The sequence below is a fragment of the Rhodohalobacter sp. genome, assembly GCF_034521535.1.
GTDB lineage: Bacteria > Bacteroidota > Rhodothermia > Balneolales > Balneolaceae > Rhodohalobacter.
In genome coordinates, this window is the sequence record NZ_JAXHMF010000008.1 from 77,213 (window position 1) to 99,640 (window position 22,428).

General features: G+C 45.3%; 14 protein-coding genes and 3 pseudogenes. 12 read left to right on the top strand and 5 right to left on the bottom strand.

Annotated elements, in window-relative coordinates; genetic code table 11:
• Nucleotides 1–277: 277 nt before the first annotated feature.
• Nucleotides 278–1,567: a DEAD/DEAH box helicase gene (locus U5K35_RS17615; RefSeq protein ID WP_322572834.1), complete on the top strand. Its 1,290-nt coding sequence runs from the start codon at nt 278–280 to the stop codon at nt 1,565–1,567.
• An 82-nt stretch (nt 1,568–1,649) separates the two neighbouring features.
• Here the strand turns inward: U5K35_RS17615 and U5K35_RS17620 are convergent, their stop codons facing one another.
• A complete protein-coding gene (locus U5K35_RS17620; protein WP_322572835.1) occupies nt 1,650–4,166 on the bottom strand; it encodes a M14 metallopeptidase family protein in 2,517 nt (838 codons plus the stop codon).
• Between the two features lie 85 nt (nt 4,167–4,251).
• Between U5K35_RS17620 and U5K35_RS17625 the strand changes: the two genes are divergently transcribed.
• The 5 genes from U5K35_RS17625 (at nt 4,252) to U5K35_RS17640 (ending at nt 9,927) form a co-directional block, all read left to right on the top strand.
• Entirely contained in the window at nt 4,252–6,162 is a 1,911-nt protein-coding gene (locus tag U5K35_RS17625) for a bifunctional metallophosphatase/5'-nucleotidase (RefSeq protein WP_322572836.1), read from the top strand.
• Between the two features lie 30 nt (nt 6,163–6,192).
• Nucleotides 6,193–7,074 (top strand): sterol desaturase family protein, encoded by an 882-nt coding sequence (locus U5K35_RS17630; protein ID WP_322572837.1) that lies wholly within the window; start codon nt 6,193–6,195, stop codon nt 7,072–7,074.
• A 24-nt stretch (nt 7,075–7,098) separates the two neighbouring features.
• A complete protein-coding gene (locus U5K35_RS19840) occupies nt 7,099–7,287 on the top strand; it encodes a GNAT family N-acetyltransferase (RefSeq protein ID WP_416221663.1) in 189 nt (62 codons plus the stop codon).
• Nucleotides 7,247–7,390 (top strand): GNAT family N-acetyltransferase, encoded by a 144-nt coding sequence (locus U5K35_RS17635; RefSeq protein WP_416221664.1) that lies wholly within the window; start codon nt 7,247–7,249, stop codon nt 7,388–7,390. The genes U5K35_RS19840 and U5K35_RS17635 overlap by 41 nt, the downstream gene beginning before the upstream one ends.
• A 101-nt stretch (nt 7,391–7,491) precedes the next feature.
• Nucleotides 7,492–9,927, top strand: a complete 2,436-nt coding sequence (locus U5K35_RS17640; RefSeq protein ID WP_322572839.1) for a zinc-dependent metalloprotease — start codon at nt 7,492–7,494, stop codon at nt 9,925–9,927.
• 289 nt (nt 9,928–10,216) lie between these two features.
• On the opposite strand, the gene aat is transcribed toward U5K35_RS17640, so the two are convergent.
• The 3 genes from aat to uvrB all read right to left on the bottom strand — a co-directional run bounded on the left by aat (nt 10,217) and on the right by uvrB (nt 13,696).
• Entirely contained in the window at nt 10,217–10,750 is a 534-nt protein-coding gene (gene aat, locus U5K35_RS17645) for a leucyl/phenylalanyl-tRNA--protein transferase (protein ID WP_322572840.1), read from the bottom strand.
• Between the two features lie 314 nt (nt 10,751–11,064).
• Nucleotides 11,065–11,628: a class I SAM-dependent methyltransferase gene (locus U5K35_RS17650; RefSeq protein ID WP_322572841.1), complete on the bottom strand. Its 564-nt coding sequence runs from the start codon at nt 11,626–11,628 to the stop codon at nt 11,065–11,067.
• A 19-nt stretch (nt 11,629–11,647) separates the two neighbouring features.
• A complete protein-coding gene (uvrB, locus tag U5K35_RS17655; RefSeq protein ID WP_322570504.1) occupies nt 11,648–13,696 on the bottom strand; it encodes an excinuclease ABC subunit UvrB in 2,049 nt (682 codons plus the stop codon).
• 140 nt (nt 13,697–13,836) lie between these two features.
• On the opposite strand from uvrB, the gene tyrA reads away from it, so the two are divergent.
• Entirely contained in the window at nt 13,837–14,967 is a 1,131-nt protein-coding gene (gene tyrA, locus U5K35_RS17660; RefSeq protein ID WP_322572842.1) for a bifunctional chorismate mutase/prephenate dehydrogenase, read from the top strand.
• Between the two features lie 304 nt (nt 14,968–15,271).
• Nucleotides 15,272–15,739 carry a GNAT family N-acetyltransferase gene (locus tag U5K35_RS17665; RefSeq protein ID WP_322572843.1) on the top strand — a complete coding sequence of 156 codons (468 nt, stop codon included), beginning with the start codon at nt 15,272–15,274 and terminating at the stop codon, nt 15,737–15,739.
• A gap of 211 nt (nt 15,740–15,950) precedes the next feature.
• Here the strand turns inward: U5K35_RS17665 and U5K35_RS17670 are convergent, their stop codons facing one another.
• Nucleotides 15,951–18,008, bottom strand: coding sequence for a glycoside hydrolase family 97 protein (locus tag U5K35_RS17670; RefSeq protein ID WP_322572844.1), 2,058 nt, complete (start codon nt 18,006–18,008; stop codon nt 15,951–15,953).
• Nucleotides 18,009–18,243: 235 nt separating this feature from the next.
• Between U5K35_RS17670 and lpdA the strand changes: the two are divergent.
• From lpdA to lipA, 4 genes and pseudogenes are all read left to right on the top strand, one after another.
• A pseudogene (lpdA, locus tag U5K35_RS17680) lies at nt 18,244–19,666 on the top strand (dihydrolipoyl dehydrogenase).
• Nucleotides 19,667–19,997: 331 nt separating this feature from the next.
• On the top strand, nt 19,998–20,588 hold the full coding sequence (locus U5K35_RS17685) for an energy transducer TonB (protein WP_322572864.1): 591 nt from the start codon (nt 19,998–20,000) through the stop codon (nt 20,586–20,588).
• 177 nt (nt 20,589–20,765) lie between these two features.
• Nucleotides 20,766–21,544: pseudogene (lipB, locus tag U5K35_RS19845) on the top strand (lipoyl(octanoyl) transferase LipB).
• Nucleotides 21,541–22,421 (top strand): annotated as a pseudogene (gene lipA / locus U5K35_RS17705) (lipoyl synthase). Before lipB ends, lipA begins: the two co-directional pseudogenes overlap by 4 nt.
• The last annotated feature ends 7 nt before the right edge of the window (nt 22,422–22,428 follow it).

Consider the following 22,428-nt stretch of genomic DNA (forward strand, 5'->3'; position numbering starts at 1 on the left):
TGCCCCTTCAACTGACGTTCGACGTTGACCTGCCCAACTCGGTACCTTTTTGCCTCTCTTCAGTAGTTCTCTCCTGAATGTTTGTAAATCGCGCTTTTGGCCAGGGAGTATCTCCGAAATGTTTAAAAAAACACAAGAGCGGAGCGATGCGCGAGGAGAGCGACAGATATTTCAAAATCAGGATACATAGGATAGGTATATCGTAATCCGGGTGAACGTATGTTCACTTTTTATCGAGAGCCTCAGTCCGGCTATCCAATACAAACATCAGACAAAAATGAAAAATTCTTCTTTTTCAGAGCTGGGAATTCAGCCTGAAATCCTCAAAGCCGTAAACGATATGGGCTTTGAAGCACCAACATCCATTCAAGAAAAGTGTATACCCCAAATATTAGCGGGTAAAGACCTGGTAGGACAGGCTCAAACCGGTACGGGTAAAACCGCAGCGTTTGGTATTCCGGCACTGCAGATGGCCAACAAAGGCTCAAAATCTCCAAGCGTTTTAATTTTAACTCCAACTAGGGAATTGGCTATTCAGGTAACCGGCGAACTGATCAAACTTGCAAAGCACGTAAACGGCGTATTTACCGTACCTGTTTATGGCGGACAGCCAATCAGCAGGCAGCTTAAGGCCCTGAAAAAAGGAGCACAGATAGTAGTGGGAACTCCGGGACGGGTAATTGATCACCTGAAGCGCGGTACGTTAAAATTGGGTGCACTCGAAATGGTTGTACTTGATGAAGCCGATGAGATGCTGAACATGGGTTTCCGAGAAGATCTCGAGCAGATTTTAAGCTACAGTAAAGGCAAATCGCAAACGGTTATGTTCTCCGCAACCGTGCCAAATGCGATCAAAAATATTATGAATCGCTGGATGGATAAGCCGGAGATGATCAAAGTTGAGGGACGGGCTCAAACAGCTGAAGGTGTTGAACAGTATGTGATGGAAGTCCGGGACTCTATGCGAGTAGAGGCGATCTCACGCGTGATTGATATGACCGGTGCCAATCTCACACTGGTTTTTTCAAATACAAAGCGCAGATGCGATTCTCTTGTACAGGAATTTCAGGCCCGCGGTTTTTCTGCCGATGCGCTCCATGGCGATATGCGCCAGAACGTGCGCGATAAGGTGATGAACAAGTTCAGAAACGGAAAAATCGAGCTTTTGGTAGCTACGGATGTTGCAGCACGCGGATTGGATGTGGATGATATTGATATCGTCTTCAACTACGATGTACCCCAGGATCCGGAGTTCTATGTCCACCGAATTGGGCGAACAGCACGCGCAGGTAAATCCGGAATGGCTATTACATTCTCTACCGGAAGGAAGAGAAAAAGTATCCGTTTTATTGAAAAAATTATCGGTGCCAAGCTGATGCCGTTGCCGATGCCTTCATCCAAAGAGGTGCAAATGTCGAAGATGGAATCGCACCTGGATGAAATCGTTGAGGTCCTTCAAAAAGGCGGGCTGAGAGAATATATTGATCAGCTGGAGCCACTTGCAGAAAGTAATTATTCACCCATTGAAATTGCGGCTGCATTGATGAAGATGAAGTTTGAAAAGTAGGTCAATGAAATGAGTTAAGAGTCCAGAGTCAAGAGGTAAATCTCTAGACTCAGGACTCAGATCTCAAATCTGAATTAGTTTCCTACAAAGAACAGGCTGTTGGCAACCAGCAGTTTTCCATTCTCCCAGAATCCCTGAAGAGCGGATTTTCAACCATATAAACCACCTGTCCGCTGCCGTAGCTCTGAACGCCGAAAGAGAGTGAGTTCTCAATCATTGGTTCTGCTTCAGTTCCCACAAATCCACTCCGGTAGGAGTTTTCACGGACGGTTCCCACATTCCAGCCGGAATCCAAATAGCTGTAGGAGTCTGCACTCAATTTGAGCGTGTAGTACTCTGTATCGTAGCCGTAAGCTAACGGATGCGTTGTGTCGAGAGTTACTTCAAATGCCGATCCTGATGTGGTGTTACTAATATAGCGTCTCGACCGGTTGTCGTAAGGTGCCAGCATCTCTTCGTTTGTCGGTTCCTCGGCCTCGGCTTGTTTTCGTGCCAGCTGGAAACCGTTTCTATCTGTGAAGTTTCGGTTTGCATTCGCAATCAATACCAGATTCCCACCTTCACGAACCCAACTCGAAATTTTCTCGATGGCGCTGTCAGTTAGTACGCTGTTGTAAGAACCTGACGGCAGAATCAGCGTGGTAAATTTGGACAGATCAGCACGCATTAGATCATCCGTATTGAGTTGTGTATTCGGGTAGTGAAGCTGCTGATCGAAAAAGTGCCACACTTCGCCTGCACTTAAAGATGAAGTTCCTTCACCCATCATAACAGCAATTTCAGGTTTTTCGATATAGCGTACGTTATTTGAACCGAAGTCAGAACCGGATGTTACAAATCCTGTGGATGCTCCAAACAGATCCCGGCTGTGATTTTCTGCTGCAGAACGAACAATCTCATCAAATTCATCATCCAAATGAGAGTTGTTACCGCGCATAATAATCAGTGATCCGCGCTTAAAGGATTCCCCTTCTATTTCAAAATCGACGGTGGAGAATCGGCTTTTCACTCCGTTTTTGGTAATCTCAGCTAAAAACCGCGCATCATCCATGCTGTCCCAATCGGTTACATAGGCGTAAGGTTTGTCTGCACCGGAAATGGTGCTGCTTCTGTAATCTTCCGCTGAAATATTTTGATTCGGATTGATATTGGATTCCAGTGCGAAGCCTTCCAGTCCAAAACGGTAGTGCGCTTCCCAGGTGGTAATATCGTATGTGAGAGAGTCGGAAAGTTCAGGATTTGGCTCAAAGAACACGCGAGCCAATTGTCCTTGCGGCTGATAAACACTTACAACAACATCATTTTCTGAAATTGAAACACGCTCATTTTGCCCGCTATTATAGTTATAACCGTTTGTGTTTTGGTTTGAGCCGGCTGTGCCATATTCAATCTGTTGAGAATCGAGGAAGGTCAGCAGGTGATGAATTTTGTCTGGATCGTTGTCTGCTTTAACCACAAACGATTTGTAGGTGCCTGCAGGTTCGTTTGCCGCTTTATCAAAATAGTTGGCAAACTCCCGAACTACACGGTCAGCATTGTTGGCCGTCACTTCAATCGTGGATATCCCCGCAACGTGGTGATGGGTCAGTCGATCTTTCAGGGTTAATACTTCACCCTCTTCTGTGGTTACCGCCGCACCGGCACTCCCGCCACCGGCTTTCTCGTACGTCATACCGATCGCGCCGTTGTATGTTGGCCAGGTATCGCCATAGCTTGGATAGAAGAGATCAAAAACCTCGCGTGTGTAGTACAGCCAGCTGTTTTCATCGAAATATTTAGTGTGATTTTTACCGATAATGGTTTGAAATTCCTCTTGCCAGTCGGTAATCACGTTGTGATACGGTTTGGCAGCCGGCGCAAAATAGTATGGAGAGTTGTACCCCATTTCATGGAAATCAACGTGAACGTGCGGCATCCACTGCTGATAAACTTCAATTCTCTGCTGCGACTCAACCTGAGTTTGCCACGCCCAGTCGCGGTTCAAATCAAACAGGTAGTGATTGGCTCGTCCGCCCGGCCATGGTTCGCGGTGTTCCCGTGCAATAGGATCGGGATTGTACTCAGTGCCAATTACAGTGTTAAACCAATTAACGTACCGGTCCCGACCGTCCGGGTTTATCATCGGGTCAATGATTACTACAGAATCATTCAGCCATGCTTTGCTTTCCCGGTTTGCCGGATCAACCAGCTCATAGAGCGTTTTCATGGCAGCTTCACTGCTGTTCGTCTCATTTCCATGAACGTTGTAGCTAAGCCAGGTAATTGCTTTTTGATTTTCTGTAGGCTCACCCTCTTCGAGTCCGGTCAGTTTGAGATTGTTTAAACGAATCTCTTCGAGGTTGGCGTGATTTTCTTCAGATGTAACGACAAGGTACACGAGCTCACGGTGTTCGTAAGTTTTACCATAATGGTGAATTGTCACCAATTCGGAGTTGTCGGCCACGTGGGTAACATAGCTCAAAACTCTGTAGTGAGGTGTATATCGGTCTCCAAGTTCATAACCGAGGTAATCTTCAGGTGATTGAAGCTGAGCAAACGCCCCGGTTGAAAAAAGAAAGAGTATCAGAAATGCGCTTATGCTTTTTAACGGTTTTTTCATAATCTAAGATGCCTGTTGATTTGGTTGCAGCAAATTGAGACGTAACATAATCAAAACCGATAACTGCTAAAAGTCCCTAATTAGTTTGAGATTTAAATTTACAATCTTTGTCATTCTCCTTTTATGGTCGGCACAGCTGCAAGGCCGCCAATCTACTGAAACAGATCTACGATTTACAATTCTGCACACTAATGACGAGCATTCTCACCTGATTCCGATTCCGGCAGTGAACGATCATCCTGAATACAGAAACCTGGCCGACGGGGGTATCGCCAGATTGGCCGGAGCAATTGACATGATACGGACAGAAAAAAAGCAGACAGGCGAGCCTGTACTTCTATTTTCGGCCGGAGATATCTTAGGAGGCCCCGCTTTTGGCTGGCTTCCGCTGCAAGAGGGGCTGGCTCCCGAGCTGAACCTGTTTCAGAAAATGGGGTACGATGCCATCACCATTGGTAATCACGAATTCGACTACGGCTCAGATGTCTATGCCCGCTACCTGTCGGATGCAGGATATCCCGCTGCAGCCGAAAAGACGGTGATTTTAGGAACCAATGTACGTCCGCCTCAGGATCATCCATTGAGTGAACGCGGGATTAAAAACCATTTTATTAAAGAACTGGATAATGGACTGCGTATCGGAATCTTTGGTCTGATTGGAAATGATGCGATCTCGAAAACGGCGGAACCCGGCCCGGTTCAGTTTGATGATCCATTTGAATCAGCTAAAAAAGCTGTTGAAGAACTCCAGAAGCAAAATGTAGACCTCATCATTTCAATAAACCACTCCGGTGTATCAGAGGATCGGCAACTGGCTGAGCTTCTGCCTGAGATTGATATTATTGTCGGCGGACATACTCACACCGCACTTCATAGCCCGATTTATGTAGAAGACACGATAATCGTTCAAGCCGGCAACTACATGCAATATCTTGGCAGGCTGGAGCTGAGCTATAACCGGGAGCTTGATAAGCTTTCGGTTCTGAATGAGGAAAACGGCAACGATTTCTTGATCCCGATTGATTCAACGATTAATGAAGATGAGGATGTATCTGCGGAAGTGGAGCGGTATACGGAGATTTTAAATGACTGGCTGAGGGATTTTACCGACGGAGCAGTAAGCAGTATTCGAGAGACAATCGCTTATTCAGATTTCCCGGTTTACCGGAATGAAATTCAGCGTGAATCAGCAATTGGAAATTTTGTGACGGATGCCATGAAATTTTCTGCTGAAAGAGTATTGGATCAGCCTATCGATATTGCCGTTCAGGCAAATGGCGCTATTCGAAGTGATATCAAGCCGGGGACGGAGGTTTGGAATCAGGGCGAAATAACATTTTATGATATGATGATGGCTTTCGGGCTGGGATCGGGAGATGATGGATCACCGGGCTATCCCCTGGTCTCCTTTTACTTAACAGAAGAAGAAGTTCGAAATGCCCTCGAAGTTTCCATCCTGCTTTCAGAGCTAATGGGGGACAACTATTTTCTGCAGTTTTCAGGGTTGAATATGATCTATAATCCGGAACGAGCCGTATTGTTTACCATTCCTTTTGCGGGCACACCTATACCGTCTTCAAGAGCTGTACTGGGTGCCGAACTTGTTGATGGAGAAGAAACCAGAACGTTACGAAAAGATTCGGATCAACTGATTCACGTAGTGACCGACTACTATATCGCAGGCTTTTTACCGATGGTTGGAGAAAGGCTGCCCGGTCTTGCAATCACTTTGCGGGATGAAAATGGGCGGGCTATTTCGCTTGATGAAGCCATCATCACGGATGGAGATCATCAGCTGAAGGTTTGGACCGGTGTATTGGACTATGTTCAGTCTCTGGAAAAAAATGAAGATGGAATCCCGGTTATTCCGGCTCGTTATGAAACCCCGGAAGGAAGGTTGACCATAACCTATACTCTTCCGTTGTGGGTATGGCCGGTTGCCGCATTGCTTCTGATAGGTTTGGTTATCTTCCTGATTCTGAGGAGAAGGAAGTAGACGGGCAAAATTTCAACGAACATTAACCGTATGGAAACGATCATCACATTTTTTGAAGATGTTCCAACTACCTTCAGGGCATTTATTCTGATTGGAGGCATTTTCATATTTTGGGTGATGGAGGGTGTAATTCCTCTCTTTCAGTTCACCTACAACAAGGTTCGTCACGCCGGGATCAATCTCACTTTCACTCTTTTTACAGCTATTATCGGATTTGGACTGGCAGGTGTTCTCTACTTCACATCTTACTGGGTAACCGAAAATGAGTTTGGACTCCTGCACCTGGCAGATTTTCCTCTCTGGGCGAAAATCATAATCGGCGTGATGCTGCTTGATTTTATGGGCGCCTGGCTGATTCACTGGATTGAGCACAAAATAAAATGGATGTGGAAATTTCATCTGGTTCACCACAGCGATACAACCGTGGATGTGACCACCGGCCTGCGGCACCATCCCGGCGAAACTGTATTTAGAATCTTCTTTACCATTCTGGGAGTCTTTCTGGTGGGAATACCGATCGGAATTGTGATGCTTTACCAAAGCATGTCTGTACTTTTTGCGCATATCACTCACGCCAATATCAACATGCCGCGAAAAATAGACCGGGCTCTGTCCTACTTTTTCATCACGCCCAACATGCACAAAGTTCACCACCACTACACCCAGCCTCTTACGGATACCAATTACGGAAATATATTTGCCGTCTGGGACCGATTGTTTGGCACATTTGCTGAGGTGAATGATGTTCAGCACCTAAAATATGGAATTGATACGCATTTGGATCCGACTGAAATTGAGCATTTGGGTAATTTGCTAAAGATTCCCTTTCAGGAATACCGCCCGCCTACAGACGCAAAATTGAGCGATACAGCCGACTTGAAAGTGGAAAAGCTCGGTAAAAACAGAAGATAAATGTAAAACTTAACGCTTAGCGAGATGGCCGAAGTAAAAAACAATAAAGAGAAGAACCGGTATGAGCTGTCGGTAGATGGAAAAACGGCAGTTGCAGAATATATACTGAACAAACAGGGCGTACTCTTCTTTACTCATACTGAAGTGCCGGATGAATTCGAAGGGGCAAGGTGTGGCATCAAAATTAATGGAAGGCGCTTTCAAGGATGCTGAGGAGAGAGATTTGAAAATTGCTCCAATCTGTCCGTTTGTGAAAGTCTACCTGCAACGGCATCCGGAGTGGAAACGATTACTGGCAGAAGAGCACAAATTTTAAGCCGTCATTTTTTCAACCTTTTGCAGTGAATGAATATTACTATTCGTTTATTTAGTACTAACAGGAAAACTCAATCGAAAACGAACAGAATCCATCATCTGATGAATCAAATGATACGAAATCTTTCTTTTATTCTATTTGCAGGGATTTTTGCAATCTCTTGCGCGACAACAGAGCCAGCAAGCGAATCATCAAACGGGCAGTCTTCCCGGGGTGACCGCAGCTCAGGACCGGATGATTACAGCAGCATTATTACATCCGAAGCCAAAACCCAGAACGGTGTTGTGGACGTTCACACCGTGGGCGATAAAATATATTATGAAATTCCCGATTCACTTCTCGGCCGGGATTTTCTGATGGTAAGCCGTGTGGCAAGTGTTCCGAATAATTTCTTTGGGTTCACCAGCAGCGGTTCCAAAACTGCAGAACAGGTCATTGCTTTTGAAAAAGTGAACGACAAAATTAATATCCGTCAGCGGCTTTACAACAGCGTTGCGCCGGACTCCCTTCCTATTTCCCGATCTGTTCGTGCAAACAACTATGAGCCTATCATTGCATCTTTTGATGTGGAAGCAATCGGCCCGGACAGTACGACTACGGTTATTGAAGTAAACAGCTTGTTTGAAACAGACGTGCCGGCTATTTCCGGCCTTCAGGGATGGTTAAGAAGCTCCTATCAGGTCCGACGATTGGATGGAGACCGAAGCTACATAGAACGCGTTCGAACCTACCCGGAAAATGTGGAAGTTCGTCATGTGATGACCTACGAGGCGATGAATCCGCCGTCTTCTTCCAATACCAACAGTATTTCATTGTTGATGAACCAGTCAATGGTTCTGCTTCCAAGTGAGCCTATGCGTCCGCGCTTTTATGATTATCGTGTTGGATGGTTTACCGTCAATCAGCTCGATTTTGGCTCAGATGAACAGAAAGCTGCAACCCGCTCGTTGCTTCGCCGATGGAGACTGGAGCCATCCGATCCCGAAGCCTACGCCCGCGGTGAGCTTGTTGAGCCGGTTGAGCCTATTGTTTACTACGTAGATCCCGGAACACCGGATGAGTATCGTCAGGCTGTGATTCAAGGGGTGGAAGACTGGAATGTTACGTTCGAAGAAGCCGGTTTCAAAAATGCGATTCAGGCTAAACTTCCGCCTACAGAAGAAGAGGATCCTGATTTTGAACCGGAAGATATTCGGTACAATATGGTTCGCTGGATTGCCAACACTACACGAAATGCAACCGGTCCGAGTATGACGGATCCACGAACCGGTGAGATTATCGGGAGTGATATCATCTGGTATCACAATCACATTCGTTCATACCGGAACCGCCTGATGCTGGAGACCGGAGCCGCCAATCCAAAGGCCCGAAATCTGCGAATTGATGACGACTACCTGAAAGAGGCGATCCGGCAGGTGATTGCTCACGAAATTGGTCACGCGCTTGGGCTGCCTCACAACATGAAGGCAAACTCTTCCTACCCGGTCGAGTCTCTGAGGGATCCTGAATTTACTTCGGAGTATGGAGTATCGGCTTCCATTATGGATTATGCCCGACAGAACTACATTGCCCAGCCGGGTGACGGTGTGGAGCGATTTATCCGAAAAATCGGACCGTATGACAAGTACGCCATCAATTGGGGGTACAGGGTTATTCCGGATGCGGAAACGCCTGAGGACGAAGTTTCGACACTGAATCAATGGATTCTTGATAAAGCAGACGATCCGATGTACCGCTTCGGGCAGTCAACCGGATATGATCCGTCTGCACAGACCGAAGCACTTTCTGACGATCCTGTTCAGGCGTCAACGTATGGAATGATGAACCTGCAGCGAGTTACACCAAATCTGGTTGAGTGGACATCGCGTCGGGGAGAGGGCTACGACGATCTGGAAGAGATTTACGGAGAGCTGATCGGTCAGTGGAATCGCTATGTCGGACATGTTATTACCAACATTGGCGGAGTTTACATGGAGCGCATTGCTTCAAACCAGGATGGAAATGTTTATCGGCCGGTAAGTAAAGAGTATCAGGAAAAAGCGATGCAGTTTATGGTGGAGAACGCGTTTACAACACCTGAATGGCTGCTCGATGAAAACATCCTGAGAAATATTGAGCATTCCGGCGCTGTTGAGCGGATTCAGGCGCTTCAGGGACGTCATCTTCGCAGTGTGATGAATTCGTCACGAATGTTGCGTCTGATTGAAGATGAGACTTTCCGGGGTAATGATGCCTACACGATTAGCGAGATGCTGGAAGATGTTCGGTTAGGAGTTTGGAGCGAACTCTCCTCCAGCTCGTCCATAGATGTTTATCGCAGAAATCTTCAGCGAACCTATCTGAATCACATTAAATCTCTGATGGAGAGTGAGGATGATGACGTGGATGGAAGCGACATCAAACCACTGCTTCGAGAGGAGCTCAGAACACTGAAAACAGAAGTGGATCGCGCCGTGAACAGAACGGTAGATCGCAGAACGGTTGTCCATCTTCAGGATGTTCAAAACCGGATTGAGAATATTCTGGATCCAAAATAGTAATCACCCGTCAGACCGCTCCCCGCGGTCAGACGGATAATATTTAACGTGAGTTCGTCAAAAAAAACTGCTGACGTATTTGACAAATTCTCCCCTAATAAGGGGCTCCGAGCGATAGCGACACGTGAAACGAAATTAAGAGGGGTGTTCGTTATTTCATCACTGGGGTGGAGTTTCTATATTTGATAAACATCCCACTTAATTAAGGTTAGATAGCTATATTTTAAACGTTCGTGTTTCTTTCTCCAATGCTTTCTCAAGCCGATCTTGATACTCGTCCGATGGAATTTCAATACAACCAAACTGAGCCAAGGTGATCGGTATAGAATTGCGTATCCCAAAGCTCAAATCCATTCTTCTGTAATATTTGATGGCAGTGCCAGAGAGCCACTTTATCTGCTTCCTTATCATTTTTGAACATCGATTCACCAAAAAAGGCTGCTCCCAGGGAAACACCATAAAGGCCACCTGCGAGTTTACCGTCCGAATTGTACATCTCAACGGAGTGGGCATGACCGGCCAGATGCAGCACTTCAAATGAATCGATAATCAAGTCAGAGATCCAGGTAGTATTTCGATCGGCACACTCTTTCATCACCGTCCTAAAGCGGGTATCTACCTTGCATTTGAATCTGCCCTGACGAATTATCCGCTCTACGTTAGAGGAGACTTTGAAATTCTCCATCGGAATAATGCCGCGCTTTCGGGCAGAGTACCAACCAACTGTGCTATCATCCCGCGACTCACTCATCGGAAAAATACCCTGACTATACGCCTCCAGAAGAGATTCAGGCGGTATGATTTTCTTTCCGTTTGTGTCCATTTAATTGAATCTCAATTAAAGCCTGTTCTAAAAGGTAGTTTTCTACGATTAACGCTTAAATAATTTAGGTTTTTTATTCAGACTCACCCTCTCTCCCTCTCTATCAAATAGAGAGGGATTAAATGTCTAAATTATTTAAGCTCATTTACGAGAAACATCACTTTTGGGAGTGTCCCGACTAGCATTTATCGGGACGAGGGGTGTTCTGTCTCCCGGGATGTATTTAAGTTTGACTGGTTTTATCAAACTCAAATGCCCGGTGAAGAAACTCAACTTATCCGCCTGATCGCGTGTAGCGGCCTGACGGGGTTAGATCAATGCCCGTTTTTGTGGATTTTGTAAATAAAGTACGGTGGGATATTGAGTGGCTCGAAATCTGTTTCAAAATTTCCAAATACCTCCATCACAGGCTTTTTCAGGTGGCCGCTGGTTTGATAGGCGAGAAATTTCCCATCATCCTTTAAAATTTTCTTAGTAGCCTGAAGTACCTCAATTTTCCGATCCCACTCTAAGAAAGAAAACGGAATTCCGGATAGCACGTAATCCACATTGCCAATAACATCATCACTAAGCACTGACTCAACATCTCCGGCTAGTATATTGTGAATTTCAACCCGGGGATCATCAATTGAATCTTTTAAGGATGATACAAAATTCTGGTTTGCCTCAATTAAAATCAGCCTGGAGCCGGGCGACATTTTTTCAATCAAATAGTGAGTGAAAGCGCCGTTTCCGGGCCCGTACTCAACTAAAGTAAAATCTTTCGTGAAATCGATGTTTGAGCATACTTTTTTTACACATCGCGGCGAGGTGGGGATGACTGAAGCGACATCGCGATCTTTAACAAATGTTTTAAAGAATTCAATTTTCTTACCCATGAAGTGATCAATAATTGTTTTAGATTTCTTTTTCTAGTGTAGCGATCTGGTCGCGAATACGGGCGGCTTCCTCAAACTCCATGTTTTTGGCAGCCTGCAGCATCGATCCGCGTAAATAATCGAGAAACTTCTCTTTACTTTCAAATGTAACTTCTTTCATGGCCGGGTTTGCCCTGTACTGAATGCCATCTTCGGCCACTCTTACAGTCTCCAGATAATCCTGCTGTTCCTGTTCAGATGAATCAAGAGTAAAGTCTTGGGTGGAAATCAGTGCCGGATCTACCAGCGGTTTTAACTCTTTCTGTATAGTCTGAGGAGTGATTCCATGTTCCTCGTTGTATTTTCTTTGAATCTCCCGGCGCCTGTTTGTTTCATCAATTACCTTCTGCATACTTTTTGTGATCTTGTTGGCATAGAGAATCGCCCTGCCTTCAACATTACGGGCAGCACGCCCAACAATTTGAAAAAGTGCTGTTTCGGAGCGTAAAAATCCTTCTTTATCAGCGTCTAAAATAGCAACAAGACTCAGTTCAGGAATATCGATTCCTTCCCGAAGCAGATTAATACCGACAAGCACTTTAAAGTCGCCGCGCCGGAATTTGTAGAGTACTTCCACACGCTGCATCGCGTCCAGCTCGCTATGCATGTAGGCTGCCGGAATGCCGAGATTTTTCAGGTATTCACTTAACTCCTCACTGAGTCTCTTCGTAAGAGTAATACAGAGCACCCGTTCATTCTTCTCAGCCCGTTTTCGAATCTCTTCGAGAAGATCATCCACCTGCGTATCGAGTGGGCGAACTTCAATTTCGGGCTCCATCAGTCCGGTTGGGCGAATAATCTGCTCAACATAAATTCCGTCTGATTTTTCCAATTCGTAATCACTCGGTGTAGCGCTCACAAAAATCGCCTGATTGACCATCGATTCCCACTCTTCGAATGTAAGCGGCCGGTTGTCCATCGCGGACGGAAGTCTGAACCCGTGTTCAACCAGTTCTATTTTTCGCGATCTGTCGCCGCCATACATGGCCCCGACCTGAGGTACGGTTTGATGGCTCTCATCCACGACAAGCAAATAATCATCCGGGAAGTAGTCCATCAGGGTGTAGGGACGTTCACCGGGTTTACGGGCACTGAGGTAGCGGGAATAGTTCTCAATTCCGGAACAGTAGCCGATCTCCTGCATCATCTCAATGTCAAAAAGAGTGCGCTGCTCCAGGCGTTTGGCTTCCAGAAATCTTTGTTCGTCCTGAAGCACATCAACCCTCCAGTGCATCTCATCTCTAATCTGTTTGATCGACTCTTCCAGTCGGCCCTGGGTTGTCACATAGTGTGACGCGGGAAAGATTCGAAATTCATCCACATCGTCGATGATGTTGCCTGATTCCACATCAAAAACCTGCATCTTTTCAATTTCATCACCCCACATGGTAATTCGCAATCCTTCCTCAGAGTACGCGGGATAGATGTCAATCACATCACCTCTTACCCTGAAGGTTCCCCGCGTAAACTCATGATCGCTTCTTCGATAGTGAAGATCTACCAGATCATACAGTAGTGTATTCCGTGGAATATCCTGTCCCACCTTCAGATTGATAATCAACTTTTCATATTCTGAAGGCGATCCGATTCCGTAAATACAACTTACGGAGGATACAATAATCACATCCCGTCGGCCGGATAGCAGTGAGCTTGTTGCCCGCAGCCTCAGTTTTTGAATCTCCTCATTAATAGAGAGGTCTTTTTCAATGTATTTATCCTGTGAGGAGAGATACGCTTCCGGTTGGTAGTAATCGTAATATGAGATGAAAAACTCCACCCTGTTTTCCGGGAAAAAGTCACTTAACTCGCGATAAAGCTGAGCCGCAAGCGTTTTGTTGTGACTCATCACCAGCGTGGGTTTTTGCACGTTTTCAATCACGCCGGCTACGGTTCGTGTCTTACCTGAACCGGTAATACCTAAAAGTGTCTGAAATTTGTCGTTATTCTGGATGCCTTCAGTGAGTTCTTCGATGGCGTTTGGCTGATCGCCGGCGGGCTCCCAGGGTGAATGAAGCTTAAAATTTGACATAAACCAAAGATAACTATGTATTCACCCGATTAAAACATTTATAGCACAAAATCATTCTCTATTACACATTTTTGCAGGAATTAGGGTACTTTTGTTCATCATACTATTTGACACCGGTTTTTTACTCAATATTTTAAAAAATGTCCGACCAGAAGTACTTAAAAGAACAACGCGAACAGATCGACGATATTGACAATCAAATTCTTGAGCTTTTACAAAGACGGAATCGGGTTGTTCAGGATGTCATTCAAACCAAAGTTGAAAAGCAGTTGCCGGTTTTTGTTGCCGGTCGTGAACAGGAAAAAACCGAAGCGTTTCGGCAAAAAGCTGAGGAGAGGGGAATTGATCCCGATTGGGCTGAAGATTTTCTGAGAATGGTTATGGCATCGAGCCGGGCGGCTCAGTCGGCTAAAACTTTTCCGCGTTCCACAGAAGAACCTAAGCATATCCTCTATGTAGGCGGTGAGGGCGGAATGGGATCTCTTTACAGGAAGTTCACGGAGAACAGCGAGCATATTGCATACAGTTTGGATAAATCGAACTGGTATCAACTGGATGAGATGGCGCCAAAACTGGATATGGTGATTGTGACCGTGCCAATTAATGTGACTGAAGATGTAATCCGGCGGCTGAGTCCAAAGCTGAAACCGGATACAATTCTGGCAGATTTTACCTCAAATAAATCAAAGCCGTTGCAAGTGATGCTGGATGCACATCCGGGACCGGTAGTGGGGCTCCACCCGATGCACGGGCCGTCCGTTCCTAACCTGTCCAAACAGCTGATGGTATTCTGTTCAGGACGGGATTCTGAAAAAGCCGACTGGTTCAAAGAACAGTGCAAGCTTTGGGGGATGCGGGTCATTGATGCCGAACCTGAAAAACATGATCACGTCATGAACCTGGTTCAGGGTTTAAGGCACTTCGTGGCGTTGCTGCATGGATCATTCATGAAGCAGTACGATCTGAATCCGGAGGAGATGCTCGAGTACTCCAGTCCCATCTACCGGGCTGAGCTGATGATGACCGGACGAATTTTTGCTCAGGATGCTGAACTTTATGCTGATATTGTATTTGCCAATAAAGAGCGCCGTGATCTGCTGCTTGCTTTCTTCAATCATCAGAAAAAGCTGATGGAGATGGTAGAGGCTGATGACAAAAAAGGCTTCATCAAAGAGTTTGAATCCGTAACGGACTTTTTTGGAAGTTTTGCTTCCCAGGCCCTGAAAGAGAGTGGGTACTTAATTAATCGACTGGCGGATCGATTTTCGTGAGCAGTTGTATTCGCGGGGATAAATCCCGCGCTCGTGTGTAAAACCCATGAATGGGTTTAGGGTGTAAGGATCTGTTAGCGTCTCTTGCTCAAACAGAAGTTCTTGCAGAGTAAACTTAGTGCATCTTCGTAGCTATATAATGCGAGTAGGCCACAAAGCACGAGTAGAGATATAAAAAAGCCTCAAAGATGTGGGCTTTACATATGAGTCTGCCTGCTCCCGATCCCGAAAACTATCGGGACGGGGCTTGGTGAATAATCCGGGTAAAGAATTTAAAATATCAGAAAGCTCAATAAATACAGGTATGAAAAAATTGGAAATCGTTGAAGCGGATTTAAATAACCCAAAGCATTCAGAAGCTTTATTGTTCAGCACAGATCAGTATGCCAGGGATGCAATGGGAATGAAACGCCCCCTTAAGGAAGAGGTAAAAAAGGTGTTGGTTGAAAAGTTGAAAAATTTCCCCTGCTATGTGGGATTTTTGGCATTTATGGATGATCAGCCTGCCGGAGTGGCGAATTGCGTGTATAGTTTTTCGACCTTTAAAGCGCAAAAGGTTATCAATATTCATGACCTGGCGGTAAATCCGCAGTATCGGGGAAACGGTATCGGAGAGGCGCTGTTGGCCGAAGTGGAAAGAAAAGCAAAAATGGAGAACTGCTGTAAAGTAACCCTTGAAGTCAGGGAGGATAATCGTGCCCGAAATCTCTACGAACGCTCCGGTTTTTCATACGGGGAGCCCAGAATGTTCTTTATGGAGAAAGAAGTGTAAGAATCCGCATTTTACTTTGGTTTGATTTTAATGTTGCCACGGCACATCTTTTGACGCGAAGCGAAACACGGAAGGCACTGAAATATCGATATTTTAACACACCCTCAATCCCCCTCTCGAGAGGGGAAGTATCCATATGCTAAAGTAAATATCTTTGAAGGCACAGTTTCATGTATCAATGTCCGTGGCAAAAAAATGGTTGAATTACCTTCTACTCTTCAACGTGCATAAACCGCACGGCCTGACCTCCGCCGGGAGCCAGGTTTACAGTAAATTCAGTCTCTGAGTCCACTTCCATCTCTTCAACAACAAACCCATATGGATTTGAATCCCAGTCGGCATCCTCACTGTCACGATAGATTTGGGCGATATATGAATCTCCTTCATTCAGGAAATCGAGTGTAAATGAAAACTCACGGGATTCCTCATCCGTGATGCTTCCCAAATACCAGTCTTCGCTGTTTCTGTCTTTCCGAACAGTTGTGATGTATTTGCCAACCTCTCCATTCAGAACCCGTGTATCGTGCCAGTCGGCGGGCACATCCTTGATAAACTGCAGTGCATCCGGTCGCTCTTCATAATGTTCCGGAAGGTCAGCAGCCATTTGCAGCGGACTGTAGATCACCACATAAAGCGCGAGCTCCTTTGCCAGCGTGTGATTGATTCGATTGTCCGGTTTATACTCATCGAAATACAAGTTTACAATTCCGGGAGTATAATCGAACGGGCCGGCAAGATTTCGGTGGAAAGGAAGAATAGTTACATAATTGGGTGGATTTCCGGGGCCGTTCCACACATTCTCTCCGCTGCCCCATGCATTATATTCTTGTCCGCGGGCAACCTCTCTGGTCATCAGGTTCGGCCAGGTTCTGCGAAGTCCGGTAGCTTTTACGCCCTCATGTACGTTCAGGGATATATTATACTTTGCTGCCAGCTCCACTACTCTTTGATGATGGCGAACCATATGCTGTCCGTGATGCCATTCATAATTCCGGTTGCCATCCTCATCAGTCCAGAAAATCTCCTGTCCGTGGCCAACATATCCCATTTTTACAGCCCGAACCCCCAGTTCTTTATAAAGCTGAAAGGCCTCTTCCATCTGGCCTTCGTAGTGCTCTACAGAAGCGGATGTTTCGTGATGTCCCATCAGCCTTACCCCATTATCGAGTGCATATTCGGCAACTTTTTCGAGGTCAAAGTCATCCATGGGCCGGGTGAAATCGAACACTACACCATCAGCAAACCAGTCGCCGTCCCAGCCGGGATTCCAGCCTTCAACCAGTACATGGTCAAACCCGTGCTCTGCGGCAAAGTCGATATATTTCATGGCATTTTCTGTGGTTGCTCCATGAATGGGTCCGGAGCCCCATGTTGATTTATCCAGATGCATTTCCCACCAGATCCCGACATATTTGGCAGGCTCAATCCAGGAGGTATCCTCAATTTTACTGGGCTCATTCAGATTCAGAATCAGGTACGATTCAACCAGGTCGCCGGCAGTTTCCCCAATTTGAAGCGTTCTCCACGGTGTTACGAAGGGAGTTGATGCGCGAACCAAAACACCATCATGCCATGGTATCAGATTGGCTTTCAGTTTGTTATCACCGGTGTGTTCAATGTTCATCGTTGAGTAATCAACCAGTGCGGCTTCATGTAAAGCAAGATGAAGTCCGTCATCGGTCTTCATGGTGAAAGGCGTTATAACCGTGTCTACCTCCGCCAGCTGTGTATGTTCAGGCAGATACTCATATCGGTTCCACTGGAGAGCACCGATCCACCAGCTCTCGTGATCATCTGTCATATTGAATTCAGTGAGTTCATCCATAATGTTGAACTCCTGCAAATTTGGCTGTTCCGGAAATTCATAGCGGAAACCGATGCCGTCATCATACGCGCGAAAAACAATGGTGAGTTCACGATTTGGCTCAAGCGTTTCCTGTAAGTTCACCTTCAGTTCGCTATAGTGATTTCGGATTTCCTCTTTTTCACCCCAAACCTGAGTCCATGTCTGGTCAAAATCTGATTTTTCAATAGAAGTTATTTCAAAACCGTCATTGAGCGCGGGCAGATCCTGAAGTTCAAATCCGAGCCGTGAAGCTTCGATAACCGGTTTACCCTGGTGCTGAACGGAGTAGAAAGGCGTACCTTCATCCAGGAAGAAATCGATGGTATTATTGCCGTTTGGCGACTCAATGTTGGTTTGCTGGCTTGAGCAGGCTGTGAGAAGTGAAATCAAAACAAATGAAAAAATAGTCGTTGTTAAGCGCATAATTCCGGCCTTTAGATGAATAGTTTTAACTCTTAAAATAGCTGAAATTGTGCTTCTAAATAAAATGTATTTCAGAATGATTTACGGATGTGAATTGGCAGATGATCAATTTAATTATCTGAATTAGATTCCGTAACTTTATGTGCTATTAAATAGGTATTTAAGCAGCAGGGCTAATTTTTGGAAAAAAGATGGTTCTGCAATAATTATTGAAATCATAAGATCTTAATTCGACATGGCAAAAGAATTCGACGTTTGTGTAATTGGAAGTGGACCGGGTGGATATGTAGCTGCTATTCGTGCCTCTCAACTTGGCTTTAAAACTGCAATTGTAGAAAAGAGATTTTTGGGCGGGGTTTGCCTGAATATCGGTTGTATTCCAACCAAGGCGCTGCTTCGTTCAGCGGAAGTGATGGAAACCATTTCGCACTCTTCCGACTACGGAGTGGATGTAAAGGAGTATTTCTCCGAATTTTGAGAAGATAATAAAGCGAAGCCGCGGCGTTGCCGATAAGATGAGCAAGGGCGTTAAGTTTCTGATGAAGGCGAATAACATTGAAGTTCTGAACGGCACCGGAGTATTCAAATCGAATAAAGAGCTGGCTATTCAGGATGAAAAAGGAAAAGAGCAAGAGACTGTAAAAGCAAAGCATTTTATTATTGCAACAGGAGCTCGTCCGCGACAGCTTCCAAACCTGGAGATCGACGGTGAGATGATTATCGACTCAGAAAAAGCAATGCAGCTCGAAAAACAGCCGAAGAAAATGGTGATTATCGGTGCCGGTGCTATCGGTGTTGAGTTTGCCTATTTCTACAACTCCATTGGAACAGAAGTGACGCTTGTGGAGCTTCAAAAATCAGTAGTACCAGTTGAGGATAAAGATGTTGGAAAAGAGCTTGGGAAAATCTACAAGAAAAAAGGCATTAACATTCTTACCGAAAGCACGGTTGAAAAGGTAGAGAAGAAAGGTAAAGGCGTAAAAGTAACTATTAAGACTAAGAAAGGTTCCGAAGAAGTGGAAGCCGACGTAGTTCTTTCTGCAGTAGGAGTTGTAGGTAATGTAGAAAATATTGGCCTCGAAAAGGCAGGTGTGAAGACCGAAAAAGGCGATATTGTTGTGGATAAAAGCACGTATAAAACCGATGCAGATGGAATTTACGCAATCGGTGACGTAATTGGCGCTCCGTGGCTGGCACACAAGGCTTCTCACGAAGGAATAGTTTGCGTTGAACAGCTAGCCGGTGAAAATCCGATTCCAATAAAATATGACAATATTCCGGGCTGTACCTATTGTGAGCCTCAGGTTGCTTCTGTTGGTATGACTGAAGAGCAGGCGAAAGAGGAAGGATACGATGTAATGGTTGGTAAATTTCCATTCTCTGCAAGCGGCAAGGCTGCCGGATTGGGTCATGAAGAGGGCTTTGTGAAAGTTATATTTGATTCGAAATACGGTGAGTGGCTCGGATGCCATATGATCGGTTCGCATGTAACCGAACTGATCGCTGAAGTTGTTGTAGCTCGCGATCTCGAAACAACTGGCCACGAAATAATCAGTGCGGTTCATCCTCACCCAACCATGAGTGAAGCGGTGATGGAAGCAGTTGCCGAAGCGTGTGGTGAAGGGGTTCACCTCGGTTCCAAGCCGAAGAAGAAATAAGCGCTGTTTTAGCTGATTTCTAATATTTCATAACTTATTAATTTAAGTGATTTTAAGGCAGGTTTAACGACCTGCCTTTTTTGTATTGGGTCTATTTAGGATAAAAAGGTATGTTATTACGTAAACTACATAAACTCTTAATAATTGGATGGTATTTTTAATACAGAGAGAAATAAAAAATAACCACGAAAAGATTTAAAGATCACTAAAATGAGAGGTTGGACATGAAAACAATGAATAGAAAACCCGGCCAGAGGGGAATAAGAATAGTAATATAGATCTGAGAAATTACTACACCATACTTTGGGAAACAGGCCTTATTCTTGCCTTGGTGATTTTTATTATACTGTTCCGCATTGATTTCATGCCGGCTGAAGAGGAAGAAAACATTGTGCTTGATACACAGGAAGAGGTGATGGTGGAGGAGATTGTTCAGACCCGTCAACAGCCTGATATACCACCGCCACCACGTCCGCCGGTTCCGGTAGAAGTACCCAATGATGAAATTATTGAAGATGTTAACATTGATATCAATTCAGAACTGGATCTGTTTTCAGAAAGCAGACTGCCACCACCCCCACCCCCGTCAGCTGCGGAAGAAGAAGAGGCTGAAGAGGAAGACTTTTTTGTATTTGTTGAGGAGATGCCTCAGCTGAAAGGAGACCTGATGGATTTGCAGAAACAGATCCGCTATCCCGAAAGAGCTCGAAAAGCCGGAATTGAAGGTCGCGTGCACATTCAGTTTATCGTGGATGAAACCGGCAAGGTTGTCGACCCGAAAGTGGTTCGAGGTATTGGTGGAGGTTGCGATGAAGAGGCACTGCGAGTTATTAAAACGGCTGAATTCACACCCGGCTTACAGCGCGGGAAACCTGTGAGAGTGCAGTACTCGCTGCCGATTTTTTTCAAAATTCAAGAATAGGTTAGTTTAAAATGGTTAACCGCTTCGTTTTACATACGAAGTATTGAAGATGCGATACCCGAATTTTAAAGGGTACTACGACATCTTATAGATTTTCAAAACTCACTTTTCTATTTGATAGAGATGGTCATCATCCGGAAAGATTAATTATGCAGAATTTTAATTATCTTTTCGGTTATGATGAAGTACATCGATGTATATGACTTGGGCAAAGCTTCCTATCGCCCTGTGTGGAATCTTCAAAAAGAGCTGCAAAACGGATTAATTACACGAAAAAGATTAATTCGTGACGGCCTTCTTGGATGAGCATACACAAAATGATATGCTCCTTTTCGTTGAGCATCCTCACGTTTACACGCTTGGCAAAAGCGGCAGCTCATCCCACATGCTGAAAGCTACCGAGGAGCTTGCACAAATCGATGCGGAATATATTGAAATTGACCGCGGTGGTGACATCACATATCACGGGCACGGGGCAAATGTAGGATATCCAATTCTCGATTTAGACAGGCACTTCACGGATATTCACAAATACCTCAGATTTTTAGAGGAAGTTATTATTCGAACCTGTGCAGATTTTCTGAACAGAAGCAGGAAGAATTGAGGGGCTGACGGGAGTGTGGGTTGGTCAGCAAAAAATTTGCGCAATGGGCATTCGATGCTCAAGATGGGTGACCATGCACGGTTTTGCATTCAATGTAAATACGGATCTAACCTACTTTGATCACATTGTACCCTGCGGCATAAGTGATAAATCAGTCACCAGTCTATCTGATCTGACCGGAGACCGGATAGAGCCCGAAAATGTAAAGAACTCTCTGAAAAAGCACTTTAGTGATGTTTTCAATGTTGTCTTAAATCCTAAGGTGCAAAAACCTGAACCAGAGCAACAATTTTCTTACCTTAACTCACTCAAATTGAAGGCCGAGGAACGGCGAAGACAGAACGTGTTATGATTAAAGAACTTGAAATTATAGATAAAGAAGGACCCTCAAAGCGCAGACCGGACTGGTTGCGCGTTAAGCTGCCATCAGGCGAGAAATTTAAAGAGGTTTCTGGAGACTATTCGGCGATAATAACCTGAATACGGTATGTTCTGAGGCCCGATGCCCAAATATGGGTGAATGCTGGGGTGCCGGTACAGCTACATTCATGATATTGGGTGATGTTTGGTACACGTTCCTGTTCTTTTTGCGCTGTTAAGACCGGACGTCCGGTTCAGGGCCTCGACTGGGATGAACCGCGCCGTGTAGCAGATGCTGCGGCAAAAATGAAATTAAAGCATGTAGTACTTACATCTGTGAACAGGGATGAGCGAAAAGACGGCGGAGCGCCAATTTTTGCTGAATGTCATAAAGTACTTCGCGAGACGATTGACGGAGTAACCATCGAGTCGTTAATTCCGGATTTCAGAGGAGCCTGGGATGCACTGCAAACCGTGATCGACACTCCTCCTGATGTTCTGAGTCATAACCTTGAAACTGTTCCAAGGCTTTACAGAACTGTTCGCCCACAAGCTAAATATGAGCGATCACTGGAGCTTTTAAAAAGAGTAAAAGCACAGGGTGTCCGATCCAAAACCGGTATCATGGTTGGTTTGGGAGAAACACGTGAAGAGGTGATCGAACTGATGCAGGATTGTGTAGATCACAATGTAGACGTTCTTACCATCGGCCAGTATATGCAGCCAACAAAAATGCACCATCCGGTAGTGGAGTGGGTTCATCCCGATCTGTTTGCGGAATACAAAGAGATTGGCGAAAAGCTGGGCATTGAACATGTAGAAAGCGGACCACTGTACGCTCTTCATATCATGCCGAGCGCCACGTTTAGCTTTTAT

Excerpts from the sequence above, each read along its gene's own strand:
- U5K35_RS19840 (WP_416221663.1), top strand. The coding sequence starts at position 7,099 with ATGGCCGAAGTAAAAAACAATAAAGAGAAGAACCGGTATGAGCTGTCG.
- U5K35_RS17650 (WP_322572841.1), bottom strand. The coding sequence starts at position 11,628 with ATGGGTAAGAAAATTGAATTCTTTAAAACATTTGTTAAAGATCGCGAT.
- uvrB (WP_322570504.1), bottom strand. The coding sequence starts at position 13,696 with ATGTCAAATTTTAAGCTTCATTCACCCTGGGAGCCCGCCGGCGATCAG.
- U5K35_RS17620 (WP_322572835.1), bottom strand. The coding sequence starts at position 4,166 with ATGAAAAAACCGTTAAAAAGCATAAGCGCATTTCTGATACTCTTTCTT.
- U5K35_RS17615 (WP_322572834.1), top strand. The coding sequence starts at position 278 with ATGAAAAATTCTTCTTTTTCAGAGCTGGGAATTCAGCCTGAAATCCTC.
- U5K35_RS17640 (WP_322572839.1), top strand. The coding sequence starts at position 7,492 with ATGAATCAAATGATACGAAATCTTTCTTTTATTCTATTTGCAGGGATT.
- U5K35_RS17670 (WP_322572844.1), bottom strand. The coding sequence starts at position 18,008 with ATGCGCTTAACAACGACTATTTTTTCATTTGTTTTGATTTCACTTCTC.
- U5K35_RS17665 (WP_322572843.1), top strand. The coding sequence starts at position 15,272 with ATGAAAAAATTGGAAATCGTTGAAGCGGATTTAAATAACCCAAAGCAT.
- tyrA (WP_322572842.1), top strand. The coding sequence starts at position 13,837 with ATGTCCGACCAGAAGTACTTAAAAGAACAACGCGAACAGATCGACGAT.
- U5K35_RS17630 (WP_322572837.1), top strand. The coding sequence starts at position 6,193 with ATGGAAACGATCATCACATTTTTTGAAGATGTTCCAACTACCTTCAGG.
- aat (WP_322572840.1), bottom strand. The coding sequence starts at position 10,750 with ATGGACACAAACGGAAAGAAAATCATACCGCCTGAATCTCTTCTGGAG.